This window comes from Cognatishimia sp. WU-CL00825 (assembly GCF_040364665.1).
Lineage (GTDB): Bacteria > Pseudomonadota > Alphaproteobacteria > Rhodobacterales > Rhodobacteraceae > Cognatishimia.
Map to the genome: position 1 here is coordinate 1,255,594 of NZ_BAABWX010000001.1, position 14,727 is coordinate 1,270,320.

The window sequence follows — 14,727 nt, forward strand, 5'->3', positions numbered from 1 at the left end:
CTTAGCAACCGATGGCCTTAGGCTGCCGCGTAATTGTCCGTTTGTACCAGCCTTAAATTGGTGCTGTTAAACGTGCCATAGCCGTCTTCTACGCGTGCAACTTCGACACCATCAACCAGCACAATCGCTGTGGCCGCGTCGTCCTCTGCGGGTGCAACAGTCACGACACCATCCGCCGCAGTAGGCACAAAAACCGCAAGCACGTCTTCGGTTGGCTCGAAATCCTGCACAACAGGCACATCTGTGCCCGCAATATAACTTCCAGTCACAAAGACATCTTCGCCCGCGCCACCCGTGGCCTCGTCACCACTGCCCATAATCAAAATATCATCGCCGCTGCCGCCAATCAGCGTGTCCGCGTCCAACAGGTCAGCGCTGGCAAAATTATCATCGCGGGTTGTGTCCAGATAGCCATCCAGAACGTCATCGCCACTGCCGCCATCCAAGTTGTCATTGCCCCGGCCGCCGATCAGCTGATCGTGCCCACCTTGGCCATAAATTGTATCGTCATTGATGCCGCCATAGGCAAAATCATCACCAGATCCCGCCAAAATCAGATCATCACCGCGCGACCCACCGATGGCATCGTCGCCACTGCCGCCACTCATGGTGTCGTCACCCAGCCCGCCCAGCAGCACATCGTTGCCATCTCCGCCATAAAGCGAATCCTCGCCATCATGCGCCTGAATCAAATCATTTCCATCCGAGCCAACAAGGGTTTCATCCCCATCGGTGCCGGAAATCTCGTTGTTGATTTCGTCGGTTTCATCGTCAGAGGGTGAAATAAACGCCGACCCAAGGGCAAACAATCCAAGCAGCAAAAAGATTTCCATTGCCAATACCTGTTAACAAATTTCGATTCCGCCTCACACTAAGGCAAAAATGTGGCGAAACAACATCGAAAATTTGCACTGTAAACGTGTGGGAAACGATCAGACTTTCCCCTTCTGATTGTTTCGGCTTCGCTCGATAGATCGCTTGGTTTCTACAATCCCAAAGCCGCGCGCAGCATGTTCACCGCCACAAGGACCAAGAATACAGCAAAGACCCTCTTTAGCGGCTTTGGGTCCATCGCATGCGCCAATTTAACCCCCCATGGGGCCGTGATCAGGGTCATCATGATAACAATTGCAAAGGCCGGCAGATTGACCGCGCCAATCGTCAACGGCGGCCGCATCGAAGCATCAATAGGTAGCATCAAAAACCCAATAACGCCGGGCACCGCAATAATGACGCCAAATCCCGCCGCCGTCGCCACCGCCCGGTGGATCGGCACGTTAAACAAGCTCATCAACGGTACGCCAAAACTGCCGCCGCCAATGCCCATCAAAACCGACAAAAAGCCCACCGCTGGGCTGGTCAGGATGCGCCCGGCCCCCTTGGGCATTTCAGGCCCAAGCCTCCAATGCGCCTTCCCAAAGCCCATATACAAGCCAATCACAATTCCCAGCACGCCAAACACCGCTTGCAAAGTTGTCGATCGCAGATTTGACACCACGGCCACGCCAATGATTGCCCCCACAGCGATGCCCGGTGCCCAACCCCGCAAGATCGCCCAGTCTACGGCACCCTTTTTATTGTGGCTCAGCACAGACCGCATCGAAGTGACAATGATTGTTGCCAGCGAGGTCGCCAAACACATCTGCATCAATTGCGGGCCTTCATATCCAAGCGTTTGGAACGCATAGAAAAAAGCAGGTACTAAAACGATTCCGCCTCCGACCCCCAAAAGCCCGGCCAGAACGCCAGCCAGCGCCCCAATCACTAGCAACAAGGCCGCCATCGGCAACAATAACGACAAATCTGGCATGTGATTTCCTATTCTAAAGGCCGCTTCATGTATCCCGCAGCACGATTTAGCCTATTGAGCGGCCTGATGGTCCGCATAGTCAGTTGCAGACTGCGCAAGATGTGCCAGCGCGTCCAGCACAAGCTCGGGCCCAGCCCCGCGTTTGCTGGCCCCTTCTGACAACATACGCCGCCACCCCCGTGCGCCGGGCCGTCCAGTAAACAGGCCCAGCATATGCCGCGTCACCTGCCCCAACTTTCCGCCAGCGCTTACATGTGCCTCGATATAAGGCAACATCTGCTGCACCGCAGCCTCGGCCGTCAACAGGCGCTTTTTGCCAAAGACCTTTTGGTCCGCCTGCAACAAAACCTCTGCTGGCGTGTGATAGGCAGCACGGCCAATCATCACCCCGTCCAAACCAGCCGCCAGATGCGGCAGGGCCTCGTCCAAAGTGGTAATGCCGCCATTGATCGACAGATGCAGATGCGGGAAGTCCGCCTTCATCTGATGTACCAAACTATAGTCCAGCGGGGGAATGTCGCGGTTTTCCTTTGGCGACAGCCCCTGCAACCAGGCTTTGCGGGCATGCAGTGTAAACCGGGTGATGCCCGCCGCCGACACTTTTTCCAGAAAATCAGGCAAAACCACACTTGGGTCCTGATCGTCCACACCCAACCGACATTTAACCGTCACCTCTACGTCGGTTTCAGCCTGCATGGCAGCCACGCAATCGGCCACCAAATTGGGTTGCTTCATCAAGACCGCCCCAAAAGTACCAGATTGCACCCGGTCAGACGGACAACCCACATTCAGATTGATCTCGTCATAGCCCGCCTCTGCGCCCAGCCGTGTGGCCAAAGCCAATTCCCGCGGGTCAGATCCGCCCAACTGCAAGGCAATCGGATGCTCCTGCGGCGCATATTTCAACAAATGCAAGGCCCCGCCCCGCACCAGAGCAGGCGCTGTGACCATTTCGGTATAAAGCAAGGTTTGCTGTGAAAGGATCCGGTGAAAATAGCGGCAATGCCGGTCCGTCCAATCCATCATGGGTGCCACAGATAGTCGGGCACTTTGACGGATTTTTTGTTTTTTCTCTGCAGACATCAATGCCAGCCTCACCACTTCCGATAAACAAGCGCAGAGATCTTTGAACTGCGTGCTTTAAAAACGGCCCGTTTCTGCCGCGGGTCTTGCGTGCTGCCCTGGTCAGGCAACACCACTTTGCGGCCAATTACCCGTTTTCACACGCAAGAGCCAGCAAAATTGCCCAACCAAAGTCTACACAATATCGCTAGATTGCCAGCCACACAGACAGTTTGCTGGACTTTGCGTCAAAGGATACCCTAAACCCCAGAGCAGCGATCACACCAACCAAGAGCAACAATGCCGATGTCAGCAACCACCAGTTTCGTGCCCGGTCCAGAAACCGCACGTGAATTCCGAGACGCGCTTGGCTGCTTTGCCACCGGCGTGACCGTTGTCACGGCCCAAACAGCCTCTGGCCCGATCGGCATGACTGCCAATTCCTTCAGCTCGCTGTCCCTGACACCGCCGCTTGTGCTTTGGTCGCCGGCCAAATCATCCAAGCGCTATCCGTTTTTTGCCGCTGCTACGCATTTTGCCATTCATGTCATGCGCCAAGACCAGGCCCATATGGCCCAGACATTTGCCAAATCGGGCGATTGCTTTGGTCAATTTGACTGGGTCCCCAATGACAACGGCGTGCCTGTTTTAGACGCCTGCCTAGGGGTGTTTGAGTGCACTCAGGTTGCCAGCCATGACGCTGGCGATCACCAAATCCTTATTGGCCAGGTCGACCGAGCCGCCTTTCGGTCTGGCTCCCCATTGGTTTTCTCACGGGGAAAATATGGCAACTTCTCACCCTTAGGTTGATTTTTTCGTTAAATATCAACCCGATACTCGCAAGATCACAAGCCCCTATTGACCACATAATGCCGCAACGATTCGCGGTTTTTGCCGTTTTTTGGTTTGGAAATCTGGAACAGTCAGGCAAATTCAACGTGACTGGTGCTTGCCTCACAACAATCCCTGGGAACATTCCAACTCACAAAACTTTTAGCGATTTACCGTTTCACCGGACCAAACTGTTTATGATTTCGAAACAGTTTTCCGCCGAGCACCGGCAATATACTGTGAAAACCCACAAAAACACTTACTTCGAGCGCCTCCAGCCCCACATTGCTCAATGGATTGTTTCCAAAACACCAGCAATTCAACAGGTCGGTGTCACGCATCCTGCCACAACATCAGTTCACTTGACCGTTAGAAAGCGAAACAATGGATACGGCATGTTCCAAAACCATGCCGCTGGACAGTATGATAGTCGGCAGAATGTTAACTATCCCTCTGGCAGAACGTCAGAGGCACACTTAAGGCGCGCAGCATGTTGCGACGGGCCGCATCAAGTTAGGAATTGTGTTTTGGCCGGGGATGCCACACACAACACCGGATTAAAGGTATAGCCCTCGCGGGCGAGGTACGGACAACGGCAAGTTACTCCTTGCTGAAATCTGGAAAGGTTTGAAAAATGGCGCTTAACGAGTTTGGAATGTCCCGCACGGTCAACACTTTGGAAAACGGTGTGATTTGCTTTGCAAATGACACGCTGATCGCAACGATGTCGGGCCAACGTCCTGTACAATCCTTGCAGGCTGGTGAAAAAATCATCACTCGTGACAACGGGTTGCAGGAAATCGCCTGGATTGGGTCAAAGCATCTTGATGCCAGCGCTTTGGCGCAACAAAGCAACCTACGCCCGGTTCTGATCAAAGCCGGCGCGCTTGGCAATAACATGCCGGAACGCGACATCATGGTTTCGCCCAACCACCGTATGCTGATTGCCAACGACATCACATCGCTGTTGTTTGACGAGCGCGAAACTTTGGTGGCCGCCAAACATCTGGTTGGCAAAGACGGCGTCGAGATCGCGGCAGTTGCCGAAACCACCTATCACCACATCCTGTTTGAAAACCACGAAGTGGTCCTCGGCAATGGCGCTTGGTCTGAAAGCTTTCAGCCGGGCGACTATTCTATGGGCACGCTGGAAAACGAACAACGCGCAGAAATCTTTACCCTGTTCCCTGATCTCAAGGCCCAAGGTGCATTGCAAGATTATGCCGCAGCGCGCCGGTCGCTAAGCAAGAAAGAAGCCGCGCTGCTACACGCGCATTAACCAGCGCCACAACCTAAAAAAGCTGCGCTTTATCAAATGCGCAGCTAATAATGGCGTGCGCGCGGCTCAAAACACGCCCACCTATTCTAATCCCTAAGATCAGGCAGTCGTCGCTAAGCCAAAGCCGTCAACTCGATTTCAATGCGATATTTTGCATCAATCAGATTGCATTCGATCATCGTTGCAGCCGGTGGGTTGTCGCCAAAAGCCTCTGCCAAGATCGGCCAGCACGGCTCGAACTCTGCCGCATCCGGCAGGTAATAGTTCACTCGAACGGCTTTTTCCAAACCGCTGCCTGCCTCTGCCAATGCTTTGCCGATGACATCCAATGCTGATCGACATTGCGCTTGCACATCATCGCCCTGCCCGACGGTGCCAGCCACATGCACAAAGCCCCCCGCCACAACCGCACGGCAATAGCCAATCTTGGCCTCAAACTCACCACCTGAATGAATACGTCTGATCATATCTCGCTCCATAAAAAAACGGCGCGGTCTTAAACCACGCCGTTGATCATCTAAATTTTCACACGTCTCAGCCCGCAGAGGCCGGGGCTTGGTCCGCATCTGCATGGATCATCAGCGGCGCACTATCAGAGATCACAGCCTCTTCGTTCACAACAACTTCTGTCACGCTGGTCTGACCGGGCAGATCAAACATGGTATCCAACAAGATGTCTTCCAGAATAGAGCGCAATCCACGTGCACCGGTTTTGCGTTCAATCGCGCGTTTTGCAATCGCCGACAGGGCATCTTCGGTAAAGGTCAGCTGCGTGTCTTCGATTTCAAACAGACGCTGATACTGTTTCACCAGCGCGTTCTTAGGCTGGGTCAGAATTGTGATCAGCGCGTCTTGATCCAGATCCTCTAGTGTTGCCAATACCGGCAGACGCCCCACAAATTCAGGGATCAGACCAAATTTCAACAGATCTTCTGGTTCCAGATCTTGGAAAATCTCACCAACGCCACGCTCGTCATTGTCACGCACATCCGCGCCAAAACCCATTGCAGAGCCTTTGCCGCGTGCGGCAATGATCCGGTCCAGACCCGCAAATGCGCCGCCACAGATAAACAAGATATTGGTGGTGTCCACTTGCAGAAATTCCTGCTGCGGATGTTTGCGCCCACCCTGTGGCGGAACCGATGCAACGGTGCCTTCCATCAGTTTCAACAGCGCTTGCTGAACCCCTTCACCCGACACGTCACGTGTGATCGAAGGGTTCTCAGATTTGCGCGTAATTTTGTCGACTTCGTCAATATAGACAATGCCGCGCTGCGCACGTTCGACATTATATTCAGACGCCTGTAACAGCTTCAGAATAATGTTTTCAACGTCTTCACCCACATAACCAGCCTCTGTCAATGTGGTGGCATCCGCCATGGTAAACGGCACGTCTAGAATCCGCGCTAGCGTCTGCGCCAGCAAAGTCTTACCGCAACCGGTTGGCCCGATCAGCAAGATGTTGGATTTTGCCAATTCAATATCGCCGCCCTTTTGGGCGTGATTCAGACGTTTGTAATGGTTGTGAACAGCCACAGACAAAACGCGTTTTGCAACGGCCTGACCAATCACATAATCGTCCAGCACTTCGCAGATCTCTTTTGGCGTTGGCACACCTTCAGAGGACTTCAGCCCAGTGGCCTTGGTCTCTTCGCGGATGATATCCATGCACAGCTCAACGCATTCATCACAGATGAACACCGTTGGGCCCGCAATCAGCTTGCGCACCTCGTGCTGGCTCTTGCCGCAAAAGCTGCAATACAAAGTGTTCTTGCTATCGCCACCGGAATTAGATGCCATGGTCTACCTTTCAGGCCTCAAGTCGTCTTAGCGCTGGATGCTTTTGCACCAACCAATGCGCGCGTTCCGCCTAACTTAGGCCAGTGCAAAACTGCGCACAATCTCAAATTGACCCCGCCCCCAAATGGCGCAGGGTCAAAAGCTTATTTTTCGTCGTCAGACGTATTGCGGTTCTCGACAATCTCGTCGATCAACCCCCAGGCCTTCGCATCTTCTGCGGACATAAAGTTATCCCGCTCAAGCGCCGCTTCGACCTCGGCGTATTTCTGACCGGTGTGCTTCACATAGATGTCGTTCAGACGCTTTTTCAGTTTCATCGTGTATTCAGCGTGAATCATGATGTCTGTCGCCTGACCCTGATATCCGCCGGATGGCTGGTGCACCATGATCGAGGAATTTGGCAGGCTAAAACGCATGCCAGCTTCGCCCGCAGTCAACAGCAGCGACCCCATGGACGCGGCCTGCCCTACGCACAATGTGGATACTTTGGGTTTGATGTATTGCATGGTGTCATAAATCGACAGGCCTGCGGTCACAACGCCACCCGGGCTGTTGATATACATCGAAATCTCTTTGGTCGGGTTTTCCGCCTCAAGGTGCAACAATTGCGCCACGATCAGGCTGCTCATACCATCATGCACCGGGCCATTCAGGAAAATAATCCGCTCCTTTAACAGGCGCGAGAAAATATCATACGCACGTTCACCGCGGCTCGTTTGCTCCACGACCATGGGAACCAAATTCATATATGTTTCAATCGGGTCTTTCATATGCGCCTGCCTACTGCTGTGTGCTGACCCTAACGATCAGCGCCTAAGAGAGTCTTAGTAGTGCCGCCAACGGGCTGCAAGGGCAACGGGTGAATTTAACCAATCCTGTTGGTTCGGCCCGCAAACTTCCGCACAATCAATTTGCAAATCTGCATATTGTTTCCCCTTCTATTTGGGCCTCAGCCCTGCCAAACTCGTTAAAATGACCGCAGAGGGGCCTATGCGTACATTCAATGAACTTTTTGAGATCGCCGCCGCTCGCAAGGGCGGCACCGTGGCGCTAAACGCGCTATTGCCCAAACCCCTACCCGCAGCGGAACTTGCCGCCATCCCCGAGGACCGATGGCTCGCCACGATGACAAAATGTATCTTTCAGGCGGGTTTCAACTGGAAAGTCATCGAACACAAATGGGACGGCTTCGAAAAAGCCTTTAGCGGTTTTGACGTCAACCGCTGCGCCTTTCTGAATGACGAAGAATTTGACGCCCTGCTGTCCAACAAGGACGTCGTGCGCAACGGCATGAAACTGCGCACCGTCATCGACAATGCGATCTTTATCCAGGAATTGCGCGCTCAGGGCGGCGTGGCCCAAGTCTTGGGCAACTGGCCCTCAACCGACTACATCGGTCTTCTGGATTTGCTTAAAAAGCAAGGCGCACGGCTTGGTGGCAGCACCGCGTCTTATGCCATGCGGTTTATCGGGCGCGACAGTTGGATTTTATCGCCCGACGTCACCGCCCGCCTGATCGCCGAGGGCATCATCGACAAACCCGCCACCTCCAAAACCGCCCTAAAATCAGTACAGACCGCCTTTAACACTTGGATGGATCAATCAGATCGCAGCCTCACCGAAATCAGCCGCGTCTTGGCCATGAGCGTCTAAATAGGCCTTTTGTGGGTATCTATTTCACAAATAGGTTAAATATCCTTGACCTCAAACGCCATTCAAGGCTCAAATAGACAGGCCTCAATCGCCAGAAAGAGAGAGACCCATGGAAACCATCGTTCCCTACACCGCTGCAATCATTTCTCTGCTGTTATTCACCCTGATCGTTCTGCTGCAATCTGCCCTGGTTGGCGCAGGCAAAGCCAAAGCCGGCCTTACCCCTGGATCAGACCCCAAAGTGGACTATGACAGCCCGATATATCGGTTAAATCGGTCGCATCAAAATGGTGTCGAGATCATGCCCGCCGCCGCCATTGCCCTGTTCACAAGCATCTTTCTGGGTGTTTCCCCAGGTTGGGTGAACATGTTGATGGCCGTATTCCTGCTGACACGCATCATCTATGTTGCGATCTATGCGCGTAACGTCGGCAAACCAACCCAAGGCGTGCGCACCATCATTTTTGTCCTGGGCTGGGCAACCCTGGTGGCGCTGTGCCTCATGTCAATCTGGGCCTTGATCTAAACCTTCTTGGCAGATCACTTCTGCAAGCTTTCAATATACTCCACCAGTGCGACCACAGGTGCGCTGGTGGCAATCGGTTGCCCCAACTCGCTTTTCAAAAACGCATCTGACCCTTCAAAAAAATCCCCATAGACCGGCATCGGCGAACCATGTGACACCAGCGGATCGCGCCCATCAATGCGGGTCACAACCTGCAACACCGGAAACACCCCATCATTGGCTTGCGCCAATACCGTCAGATCCTTGGGTTTGATGATCATAACTCCAGACATCACCCCCTGCCCATCAAGCTCCATCCCGTGACACGCCGCGCAATGATTAAAATACAGGCTTTCTCCGGTCACCGTTTCCTGTGCGGCAACCATCCCGGCCCCCGCCATCAGCCCCGCAGCCATCACCGTTCGAAAAAACATCTTTGCTCCTCCTCTGCTCATCAATACTCAACCACAGGATGCCACAAATAGCGCAACGTCACTTTGATCCGTATCAGCAATCCAGTGACAATTCTAAATTTCACAGCAATTCTGTCGCTGACACAAAATTAAGGACCGGCCCATGCCCCAAGCCACCACCTATGCGATGATCATGCTTGCAGCCGGCATCGGCATTCCAATTCTCGCGGCTCTGAATGCTGCTCTTGGTCAACACATCGGCTCTGCCCTTGCAGCAGGCGTCGTGATTTTTGTGGTTGGATTCCTGATCAGCCTGACCGTCGTCATTCTCAGCGGAGACCTGCCGCATCTCGCCCAAATCACCACAGCCCCCAAACATCTGTTTCTGGCGGGTGGCTTTATGGCGTTCTATGCCATCACCATCACTTTTGTGGCCCCAAAATTTGGCATCGGCAATGCGGTGTTCTTTGTCTTACTGGGGCAGTTGATCTCTGCCGCCATCATCGATCAATTTGGTCTGTTTGGCGCACAAATCTCACCGCTCTCTCTGACCCGAGCGGCGGGCATCGCGGTCATGGCGGCAGGCGTCTGGCTCACGCAGATCGCCTAGGCATTCCCCCTCGAATCGTACAATTCAGGCCGTGAAACGTACAATTTGTACAATTAATCGGAAATTAAAACGCCGTCCTGCAGACGCAAGACCCGATCCATGCGCGCCGCCAGTTCTAGATTGTGTGTCGCTATCAGCGCCGACATGCCGGTGCCGCGCACCAACTGCATCAACGCTTGGAAAACCGTATCCGATGTGGCCGGGTCAAGGTTACCTGTAGGCTCATCGGCCAACAACAGTTTTGGCTGATTTGCCAACGCCCGACAAAAGGCAACACGCTGTTGTTCTCCTCCTGACAGCGCCGCTGGCCGATGCTCGGCGCGCGCGGCCACCCCGACTGTGGTCAGCAACTCAATGGCACGATTTCGCGCTTGGGTGGCGGGCACACCATCGGCAAGCTGTGGCAGAACAATGTTTTCTAAGGCACTGAATTCAGGCAACAAATGGTGGAACTGATAGATAAACCCAACATCTTGCCGACGCGCTATAGTGCGCCGCCGATCAGACAATTTCGTCATATCAACTCCGTCGATATGCACCGTTCCTGCATCAGCTGTATCCAGCAAGCCAGCGATGTGCAGCAAGGTGGATTTGCCTGATCCAGAGGGGGCCACAAGCGCCACAATCTCACCTTTTGCAAGGCTCAGATCGCAGCCACGCAACACATTCACCTCATTTGGGGCCCCATGATTATAGGCTTTTGTCACGCCCTCAAGTCGCAACACAACATCGCGCACAGCTTCACTCATACCGCAGGGCCTCCACCGGATTCATCCGCGCCGCCCGCCGCGCCGGAAAGATTGTCACAACAAACGACAGCCCCAAAGACAAACCCACAGCTTTCATCACGTCTTCCAGCCTAAGTTCCGCTGGCAATTGATAAATTCCGCGCACAGCCGGGTCCCAGACCCCGCCGCCAGCGACATAATTCACGAAAGAGAAAATTTGATCTATATAAATTGCGAACAAACACCCAAGCGCAACACCCAAAACCGTGCCAATCACCCCGGTAAAAGCCCCACAAATAAAGAATATCCGCAGTACAGATCCCTCGGTCAGCCCCATCGTGCGCAAAATTCCTATGTCTCGGCCTTTGTTTTTTACCAACATAATCAAACCACTTACGATGTTCATTGCCGCGATCAGCACCAATATCGACAGGATGATAAACATCACATTGTCTTCGATTTCCAAGGCGCGCAGAAACCCACCCGACGAGTCGCGCCAGGTCCAAAGCAACGCGCGCTCCCCAGCGGCGCGGATCAAAGACAAAGCCAGATCGTCAACCTCTTCGGGTGCCACAACCATAACCTCGATTTCATTGGCCACGCCTTCGGAATTGAAATAGCTTTGCGCCTCGGCAAAGGGCAGGTAAACACGTGTTTTATCAATGTCATAGCGCCCTGCCGTAAAGATATAGACGATCTCATATGACTTCACACGCGGGCTGGTGCCAAAAGCCGTCTTGACGCCATTGGGCGAAATCAGCTTGATCCGATCCCCCAAACTGGCCCCTAATTCCCGCGCAACGCCCGATCCGATGGCAACCCCATCATTAAAATTGTCTATACTTCCTATTGCGGTGTCGGCCCGCGCAACGCGCGGAATGGTCTTCAGATTTTCCAGTGTAATTCCAAAGACTTCCACCCCGGCATTGCGCTGGCGCAGGTTCACCATGATCTGTCCCTTGACCAAAGGCGCTGCCCGCACAACGCCTTTGACATCGCGCAAACGTGTTGCCATGGCCTCATAGTCATGAATCGTACGATCCAACCTCCCCGAAGCCGTCACTTCGGCACTTTGATAAATGGTAATATGCGCATTTGAACCAAGGATTGTATCGACAAATTCCGTGCGAAATCCGGACCTTACGGCCAATGTGGCTATAAGTGCAAACACCGCTAGAGTGATGCCCACTAGGCTGATCCAGGTCATCACACTCACGCCACCTTCGGCGCGGCGCGCGCGCAGATACCGCCACGCGATCATCCATTCAAACTTCGAAAAAGGAGCTGTGCCTGCCATGCTAATCCCGGCTTTTGTTTTGTGGCAACCTATGTGCCCCCCCGGCGTCGGTCAAGCCGACTGATCAGCGCCCTTCCGCCGGCGAAAAACATTACGCAACGCCGCAAAATTTGCCCAACACCCTAAAATTCCAGCAAAAAATCCAACAGCTGCAAAAATCAACCCTTCAAAAGTCAAAGGCAATGCTGGCCGAAACGCCCGCCAAGCCGCCCGCTGAATCGCCGGATCATTGAATTGCCCCATATGGTAGGCCCGTGTAAATGGCCCGGCATCCGACAAATCACGCATCGCTTGTTTCAATCGTTCGTAACGGTCAATTGTCGCCGACATGGTTTCCGCCCGCGCCGCACTGATATCACCGCCTTGTGAAAGTTGGCCAAGCGCATCGGCACGGCTAAGCCCTAAGTCGTTGGCATCACGGTCAAAATCAGCAACAAAGCTTTGTAACTCATCCACCGCCCCACCAAGACGTTGCGCATATTGTTGCGAAAACTCAGGAAACTGCGACAGCCCCGCCGCGCCGCTCAAACCAGTCATCAATACCAACGCACGCGTGATCATTTGCGATGCCGTCCCGTCTTCATCTTTCCAAAAATACTCAATTCTTCCAGTGCCAAACGTTCTAAGCCAAAAAAAGCCCCCAGTCTCCTGGGGACTTTTATCATAGTTCCGCGTAAATCGCGGCGATTTTGGCAATCGCCTCTTCAGGCGGCAGTTCTTCGCTTTCACCGGTGCGTCGACAGGTAACTTCGACCACGCCGTTTTTCAGCCCGCGTGGACCAACCGTGATCCGCCAAGGCAATCCAATCAAATCCATCGTCGCGAATTTGCCACCTGCGCGTTCTTTTCTATCGTCGTAAAGCGGCTCTAAGCCCAGCGCCTCAAACGATTTTTCCAAAGATTCACAGGCCGCGTCAGCTTGCTCGTCGCCCTGCTTAAGGTTGACAATACCCACATGGAACGGCGTCACGCCTTCGGGCCAAATGATGCCTTTTTCGTCATGGCTTGCCTCGATGATGGCTCCCAGCAAACGCGACACCCCAATGCCGTGGCTGCCCATATGAACCGGCACGTTGGCCCCATCTGGGGTTTGAACCGTTGCGCCCAGTTTTTCGGAGTACTGCGTGCCAAAATAAAAAATCTGCCCAACTTCAATCCCGCGCGCAGTGCGCCGGCGCTCTTCTGGGACATCGGCAAAAACTGCCTCATCATGGGTCTCATCGGTGCGCGCATAGCGACTGGTGAACTCATCCAACACCGCTTTGCATTCGTCTACATTGTCATAATCAATCGCGCGGTCGCCAAATTTAAGATCCGTGATGTCGCTGTCATAAAACACCTCAGATTCACCGGTATCCGCGAGCACAAGGAATTCGTGGGTGTAGTCACCTCCAATAGGCCCAGAATCTGCACGCATTGGAATAGCTTGCAGCCCCATACGTTCATAGGTGCGCAAATAGCTTACCAGATGGCGGTTATAAGCGTGCAACGCATCTTCTTTGGTCAAATCAAAGTTATAGCCGTCCTTCATAAAGAACTCGCGACCGCGCATCACACCAAAACGCGGACGCACTTCGTCGCGAAACTTCCATTGAATTTGATACAGGGTCAGGGGCAAGTCTTTGTAAGACCGTACGTGACTGCGGAAGACATCCGTAAACATCTCTTCAGCTGTTGGTGAAAACAACATGTCGCGCCCGTGCCGATCCTGCATCCGCAGCATTTCATCACCATAGCCATCATAGCGCCCGCTTTCGCGCCACAAGTCCGCCGATTGCAGTGTTGGCATCAGCATAGGGATGTGCCCAGCGCGCACCTGTTCTTGGTGAACAATATCTTCCAGTTTCCGCAAGACCTTAAAGCCCAAAGGCAACCAGGAATAAATGCCGGCACTGGACTGTTTGATCATGCCGGCACGCAACATATAGCGGTGGCTGACAATTTGAGCTTCAGAAGGGGTTTCCTTCAACACGGGCAGAAAGTAACGAGAAAGGCGCATTAGGACTCCATAAGTTGCCCAAAGACTGGACGGGTTTTCTACGGTCTAGGGACTTGTGGCTATGCAGGCAAGAGAATGCGGTGCAAAACTCCTGAGCAACGCGCTGCTAATTGCGCAAACTCACTTTTTTTGATCCAATTGCGCAGAACCCGCGTATTCCTTCTCAGTTGCACCCCAGAAAGGTGCGTCCAACAGAGAGGAATTCCTATGAAACTCGCAAGAAAGTTTGCGGCCACACTCGTGGCTGCCACCATCGGCACGTCTGCAGTTGCCTCAAATACCATCGTTGACATCGCCGTCGCTGATGAACGCTTTTCGACCCTGGTTGCCGCTGTCAGCGCCGCAGGACTTGTGGAAACCCTACAGGGGCCTGGTCCCTTCACCGTCTACGCGCCTCTTAATGACGCGTTTGCTGCCCTACCAGCGGGAACGGTTGATACATTGCTAAAACCAGAGAACAAAGACCAGCTCACAAATGTGCTGCTCTATCATGTCGATGATCGCAACTTAACTGCGGCTATGATCCCCTCAGGATCAAACTACTTCAAACCGGTATTGGCGTCAGAGCGGCTCTGCATAAGCAAAGGTTCAGACGGTGTTATGATTGCTGACGGAACCGGAGAGATGGCCTCGGTGGTCATTGCTGACATTATGGCCGACAATGGCGTCATTCATGTCATCGACAAGGTTCTGCTACCCGGTCAACGTCCAGCCTGTCATTAAGCCCTCAATAAATTTAC

General features: G+C 53.5%; 17 protein-coding genes. 6 read left to right on the forward strand and 11 right to left on the reverse strand.

All coding sequences use genetic code 11. From position 1 onward, the window contains the following. Window positions 1–17: 17 nt before the first annotated feature. The 3 genes from ABXG94_RS06225 to dusA all read right to left on the reverse strand — a co-directional run bounded on the left by ABXG94_RS06225 (window position 18) and on the right by dusA (window position 2,893). On the reverse strand, window positions 18–833 hold the full coding sequence (locus tag ABXG94_RS06225) for a calcium-binding protein (RefSeq protein WP_353532954.1): 816 nt from the start codon (window positions 831–833) through the stop codon (window positions 18–20). Window positions 834–985: 152 nt separating this feature from the next. After that, the gene (locus tag ABXG94_RS06230) at window positions 986–1,810 is read right to left on the reverse strand and encodes a sulfite exporter TauE/SafE family protein (RefSeq protein WP_353532955.1); all 825 of its coding nucleotides are present in this window, start codon (window positions 1,808–1,810) and stop codon (window positions 986–988) included. A 51-nt stretch (window positions 1,811–1,861) separates the two neighbouring features. After that, complete coding sequence (dusA, locus tag ABXG94_RS06235) at window positions 1,862–2,893, reverse strand: tRNA dihydrouridine(20/20a) synthase DusA (protein ID WP_353532956.1); 1,032 nt, start codon at window positions 2,891–2,893, stop codon at window positions 1,862–1,864. A 279-nt stretch (window positions 2,894–3,172) separates the two neighbouring features. Here dusA and ABXG94_RS06240 point away from each other — a divergent pair, with 279 nt between their 5' ends. Next, on the forward strand, window positions 3,173–3,682 hold the full coding sequence (locus tag ABXG94_RS06240; protein ID WP_353532957.1) for a flavin reductase family protein: 510 nt from the start codon (window positions 3,173–3,175) through the stop codon (window positions 3,680–3,682). Window positions 3,683–4,337: 655 nt separating this feature from the next. Continuing rightward, the gene (locus ABXG94_RS06245) at window positions 4,338–4,982 is read left to right on the forward strand and encodes a Hint domain-containing protein (RefSeq protein ID WP_353532958.1); all 645 of its coding nucleotides are present in this window, start codon (window positions 4,338–4,340) and stop codon (window positions 4,980–4,982) included. A gap of 113 nt (window positions 4,983–5,095) precedes the next feature. Here the strand turns inward: ABXG94_RS06245 and ABXG94_RS06250 are convergent, their stop codons facing one another. From ABXG94_RS06250 to ABXG94_RS06260, 3 genes are all read right to left on the reverse strand, one after another. Continuing rightward, on the reverse strand, window positions 5,096–5,449 hold the full coding sequence (locus tag ABXG94_RS06250) for a RidA family protein (protein ID WP_353532959.1): 354 nt from the start codon (window positions 5,447–5,449) through the stop codon (window positions 5,096–5,098). A gap of 67 nt (window positions 5,450–5,516) precedes the next feature. Next, window positions 5,517–6,782, reverse strand: coding sequence for an ATP-dependent Clp protease ATP-binding subunit ClpX (gene clpX, locus ABXG94_RS06255; protein ID WP_353532960.1), 1,266 nt, complete (start codon window positions 6,780–6,782; stop codon window positions 5,517–5,519). A gap of 143 nt (window positions 6,783–6,925) precedes the next feature. Then, window positions 6,926–7,552: an ATP-dependent Clp protease proteolytic subunit gene (locus tag ABXG94_RS06260; RefSeq protein ID WP_353532961.1), complete on the reverse strand. Its 627-nt coding sequence runs from the start codon at window positions 7,550–7,552 to the stop codon at window positions 6,926–6,928. Window positions 7,553–7,772: 220 nt separating this feature from the next. Here ABXG94_RS06260 and ABXG94_RS06265 point away from each other — a divergent pair, with 220 nt between their 5' ends. Then, complete coding sequence (locus tag ABXG94_RS06265) at window positions 7,773–8,435, forward strand: DNA-3-methyladenine glycosylase I (protein ID WP_353532963.1); 663 nt, start codon at window positions 7,773–7,775, stop codon at window positions 8,433–8,435. A 109-nt stretch (window positions 8,436–8,544) separates the two neighbouring features. Further along, window positions 8,545–8,961, forward strand: a complete 417-nt coding sequence (locus tag ABXG94_RS06270) for an MAPEG family protein (RefSeq protein WP_353532964.1) — start codon at window positions 8,545–8,547, stop codon at window positions 8,959–8,961. Between the two features lie 14 nt (window positions 8,962–8,975). Here ABXG94_RS06270 and ABXG94_RS06275 read toward each other — a convergent pair whose 3' ends face one another. After that, the gene (locus ABXG94_RS06275; protein ID WP_353532965.1) at window positions 8,976–9,374 is read right to left on the reverse strand and encodes a c-type cytochrome; all 399 of its coding nucleotides are present in this window, start codon (window positions 9,372–9,374) and stop codon (window positions 8,976–8,978) included. Between the two features lie 142 nt (window positions 9,375–9,516). On the opposite strand from ABXG94_RS06275, the gene ABXG94_RS06280 reads away from it, so the two are divergent. Further along, window positions 9,517–9,963 (forward strand): DMT family transporter, encoded by a 447-nt coding sequence (locus tag ABXG94_RS06280; protein WP_353532967.1) that lies wholly within the window; start codon window positions 9,517–9,519, stop codon window positions 9,961–9,963. 53 nt (window positions 9,964–10,016) lie between these two features. Here ABXG94_RS06280 and ABXG94_RS06285 read toward each other — a convergent pair whose 3' ends face one another. The 4 genes from ABXG94_RS06285 to proS form a co-directional block, all read right to left on the reverse strand. Next, window positions 10,017–10,712 carry an ABC transporter ATP-binding protein gene (locus tag ABXG94_RS06285; protein WP_502901680.1) on the reverse strand — a complete coding sequence of 232 codons (696 nt, stop codon included), beginning with the start codon at window positions 10,710–10,712 and terminating at the stop codon, window positions 10,017–10,019. Further along, a complete protein-coding gene (locus ABXG94_RS06290) occupies window positions 10,705–11,988 on the reverse strand; it encodes a lipoprotein-releasing ABC transporter permease subunit (protein WP_353532968.1) in 1,284 nt (427 codons plus the stop codon). The genes ABXG94_RS06285 and ABXG94_RS06290 overlap by 8 nt, the downstream gene beginning before the upstream one ends. A 51-nt stretch (window positions 11,989–12,039) precedes the next feature. Beyond that, window positions 12,040–12,549, reverse strand: coding sequence for a DUF2937 family protein (locus ABXG94_RS06295; RefSeq protein ID WP_353532969.1), 510 nt, complete (start codon window positions 12,547–12,549; stop codon window positions 12,040–12,042). Between the two features lie 100 nt (window positions 12,550–12,649). Then, window positions 12,650–13,987 (reverse strand): proline--tRNA ligase, encoded by a 1,338-nt coding sequence (gene proS, locus ABXG94_RS06300; RefSeq protein WP_353532970.1) that lies wholly within the window; start codon window positions 13,985–13,987, stop codon window positions 12,650–12,652. Window positions 13,988–14,194: 207 nt separating this feature from the next. On the opposite strand from proS, the gene ABXG94_RS06305 reads away from it, so the two are divergent. Further along, window positions 14,195–14,710, forward strand: coding sequence for a fasciclin domain-containing protein (locus ABXG94_RS06305; RefSeq protein WP_353532971.1), 516 nt, complete (start codon window positions 14,195–14,197; stop codon window positions 14,708–14,710). Window positions 14,711–14,727: the final 17 nt, after the last annotated feature.

Excerpts from the sequence above, each read along its gene's own strand:
- ABXG94_RS06245 (WP_353532958.1), top strand. The coding sequence starts at position 4,338 with ATGGCGCTTAACGAGTTTGGAATGTCCCGCACGGTCAACACTTTGGAA.
- ABXG94_RS06265 (WP_353532963.1), top strand. The coding sequence starts at position 7,773 with ATGCGTACATTCAATGAACTTTTTGAGATCGCCGCCGCTCGCAAGGGC.
- ABXG94_RS06295 (WP_353532969.1), bottom strand. The coding sequence starts at position 12,549 with ATGATCACGCGTGCGTTGGTATTGATGACTGGTTTGAGCGGCGCGGCG.
- ABXG94_RS06260 (WP_353532961.1), bottom strand. The coding sequence starts at position 7,552 with ATGAAAGACCCGATTGAAACATATATGAATTTGGTTCCCATGGTCGTG.
- dusA (WP_353532956.1), bottom strand. The coding sequence starts at position 2,893 with ATGTCTGCAGAGAAAAAACAAAAAATCCGTCAAAGTGCCCGACTATCT.
- ABXG94_RS06225 (WP_353532954.1), bottom strand. The coding sequence starts at position 833 with ATGGAAATCTTTTTGCTGCTTGGATTGTTTGCCCTTGGGTCGGCGTTT.
- ABXG94_RS06230 (WP_353532955.1), bottom strand. The coding sequence starts at position 1,810 with ATGCCAGATTTGTCGTTATTGTTGCCGATGGCGGCCTTGTTGCTAGTG.
- clpX (WP_353532960.1), bottom strand. The coding sequence starts at position 6,782 with ATGGCATCTAATTCCGGTGGCGATAGCAAGAACACTTTGTATTGCAGC.
- ABXG94_RS06290 (WP_353532968.1), bottom strand. The coding sequence starts at position 11,988 with ATGGCAGGCACAGCTCCTTTTTCGAAGTTTGAATGGATGATCGCGTGG.
- ABXG94_RS06240 (WP_353532957.1), top strand. The coding sequence starts at position 3,173 with ATGCCGATGTCAGCAACCACCAGTTTCGTGCCCGGTCCAGAAACCGCA.
- ABXG94_RS06250 (WP_353532959.1), bottom strand. The coding sequence starts at position 5,449 with ATGATCAGACGTATTCATTCAGGTGGTGAGTTTGAGGCCAAGATTGGC.
- ABXG94_RS06305 (WP_353532971.1), top strand. The coding sequence starts at position 14,195 with ATGAAACTCGCAAGAAAGTTTGCGGCCACACTCGTGGCTGCCACCATC.
- proS (WP_353532970.1), bottom strand. The coding sequence starts at position 13,987 with ATGCGCCTTTCTCGTTACTTTCTGCCCGTGTTGAAGGAAACCCCTTCT.
- ABXG94_RS06280 (WP_353532967.1), top strand. The coding sequence starts at position 9,517 with ATGCCCCAAGCCACCACCTATGCGATGATCATGCTTGCAGCCGGCATC.
- ABXG94_RS06285 (WP_502901680.1), bottom strand. The coding sequence starts at position 10,712 with ATGAGTGAAGCTGTGCGCGATGTTGTGTTGCGACTTGAGGGCGTGACA.
- ABXG94_RS06270 (WP_353532964.1), top strand. The coding sequence starts at position 8,545 with ATGGAAACCATCGTTCCCTACACCGCTGCAATCATTTCTCTGCTGTTA.
- ABXG94_RS06275 (WP_353532965.1), bottom strand. The coding sequence starts at position 9,374 with ATGTTTTTTCGAACGGTGATGGCTGCGGGGCTGATGGCGGGGGCCGGG.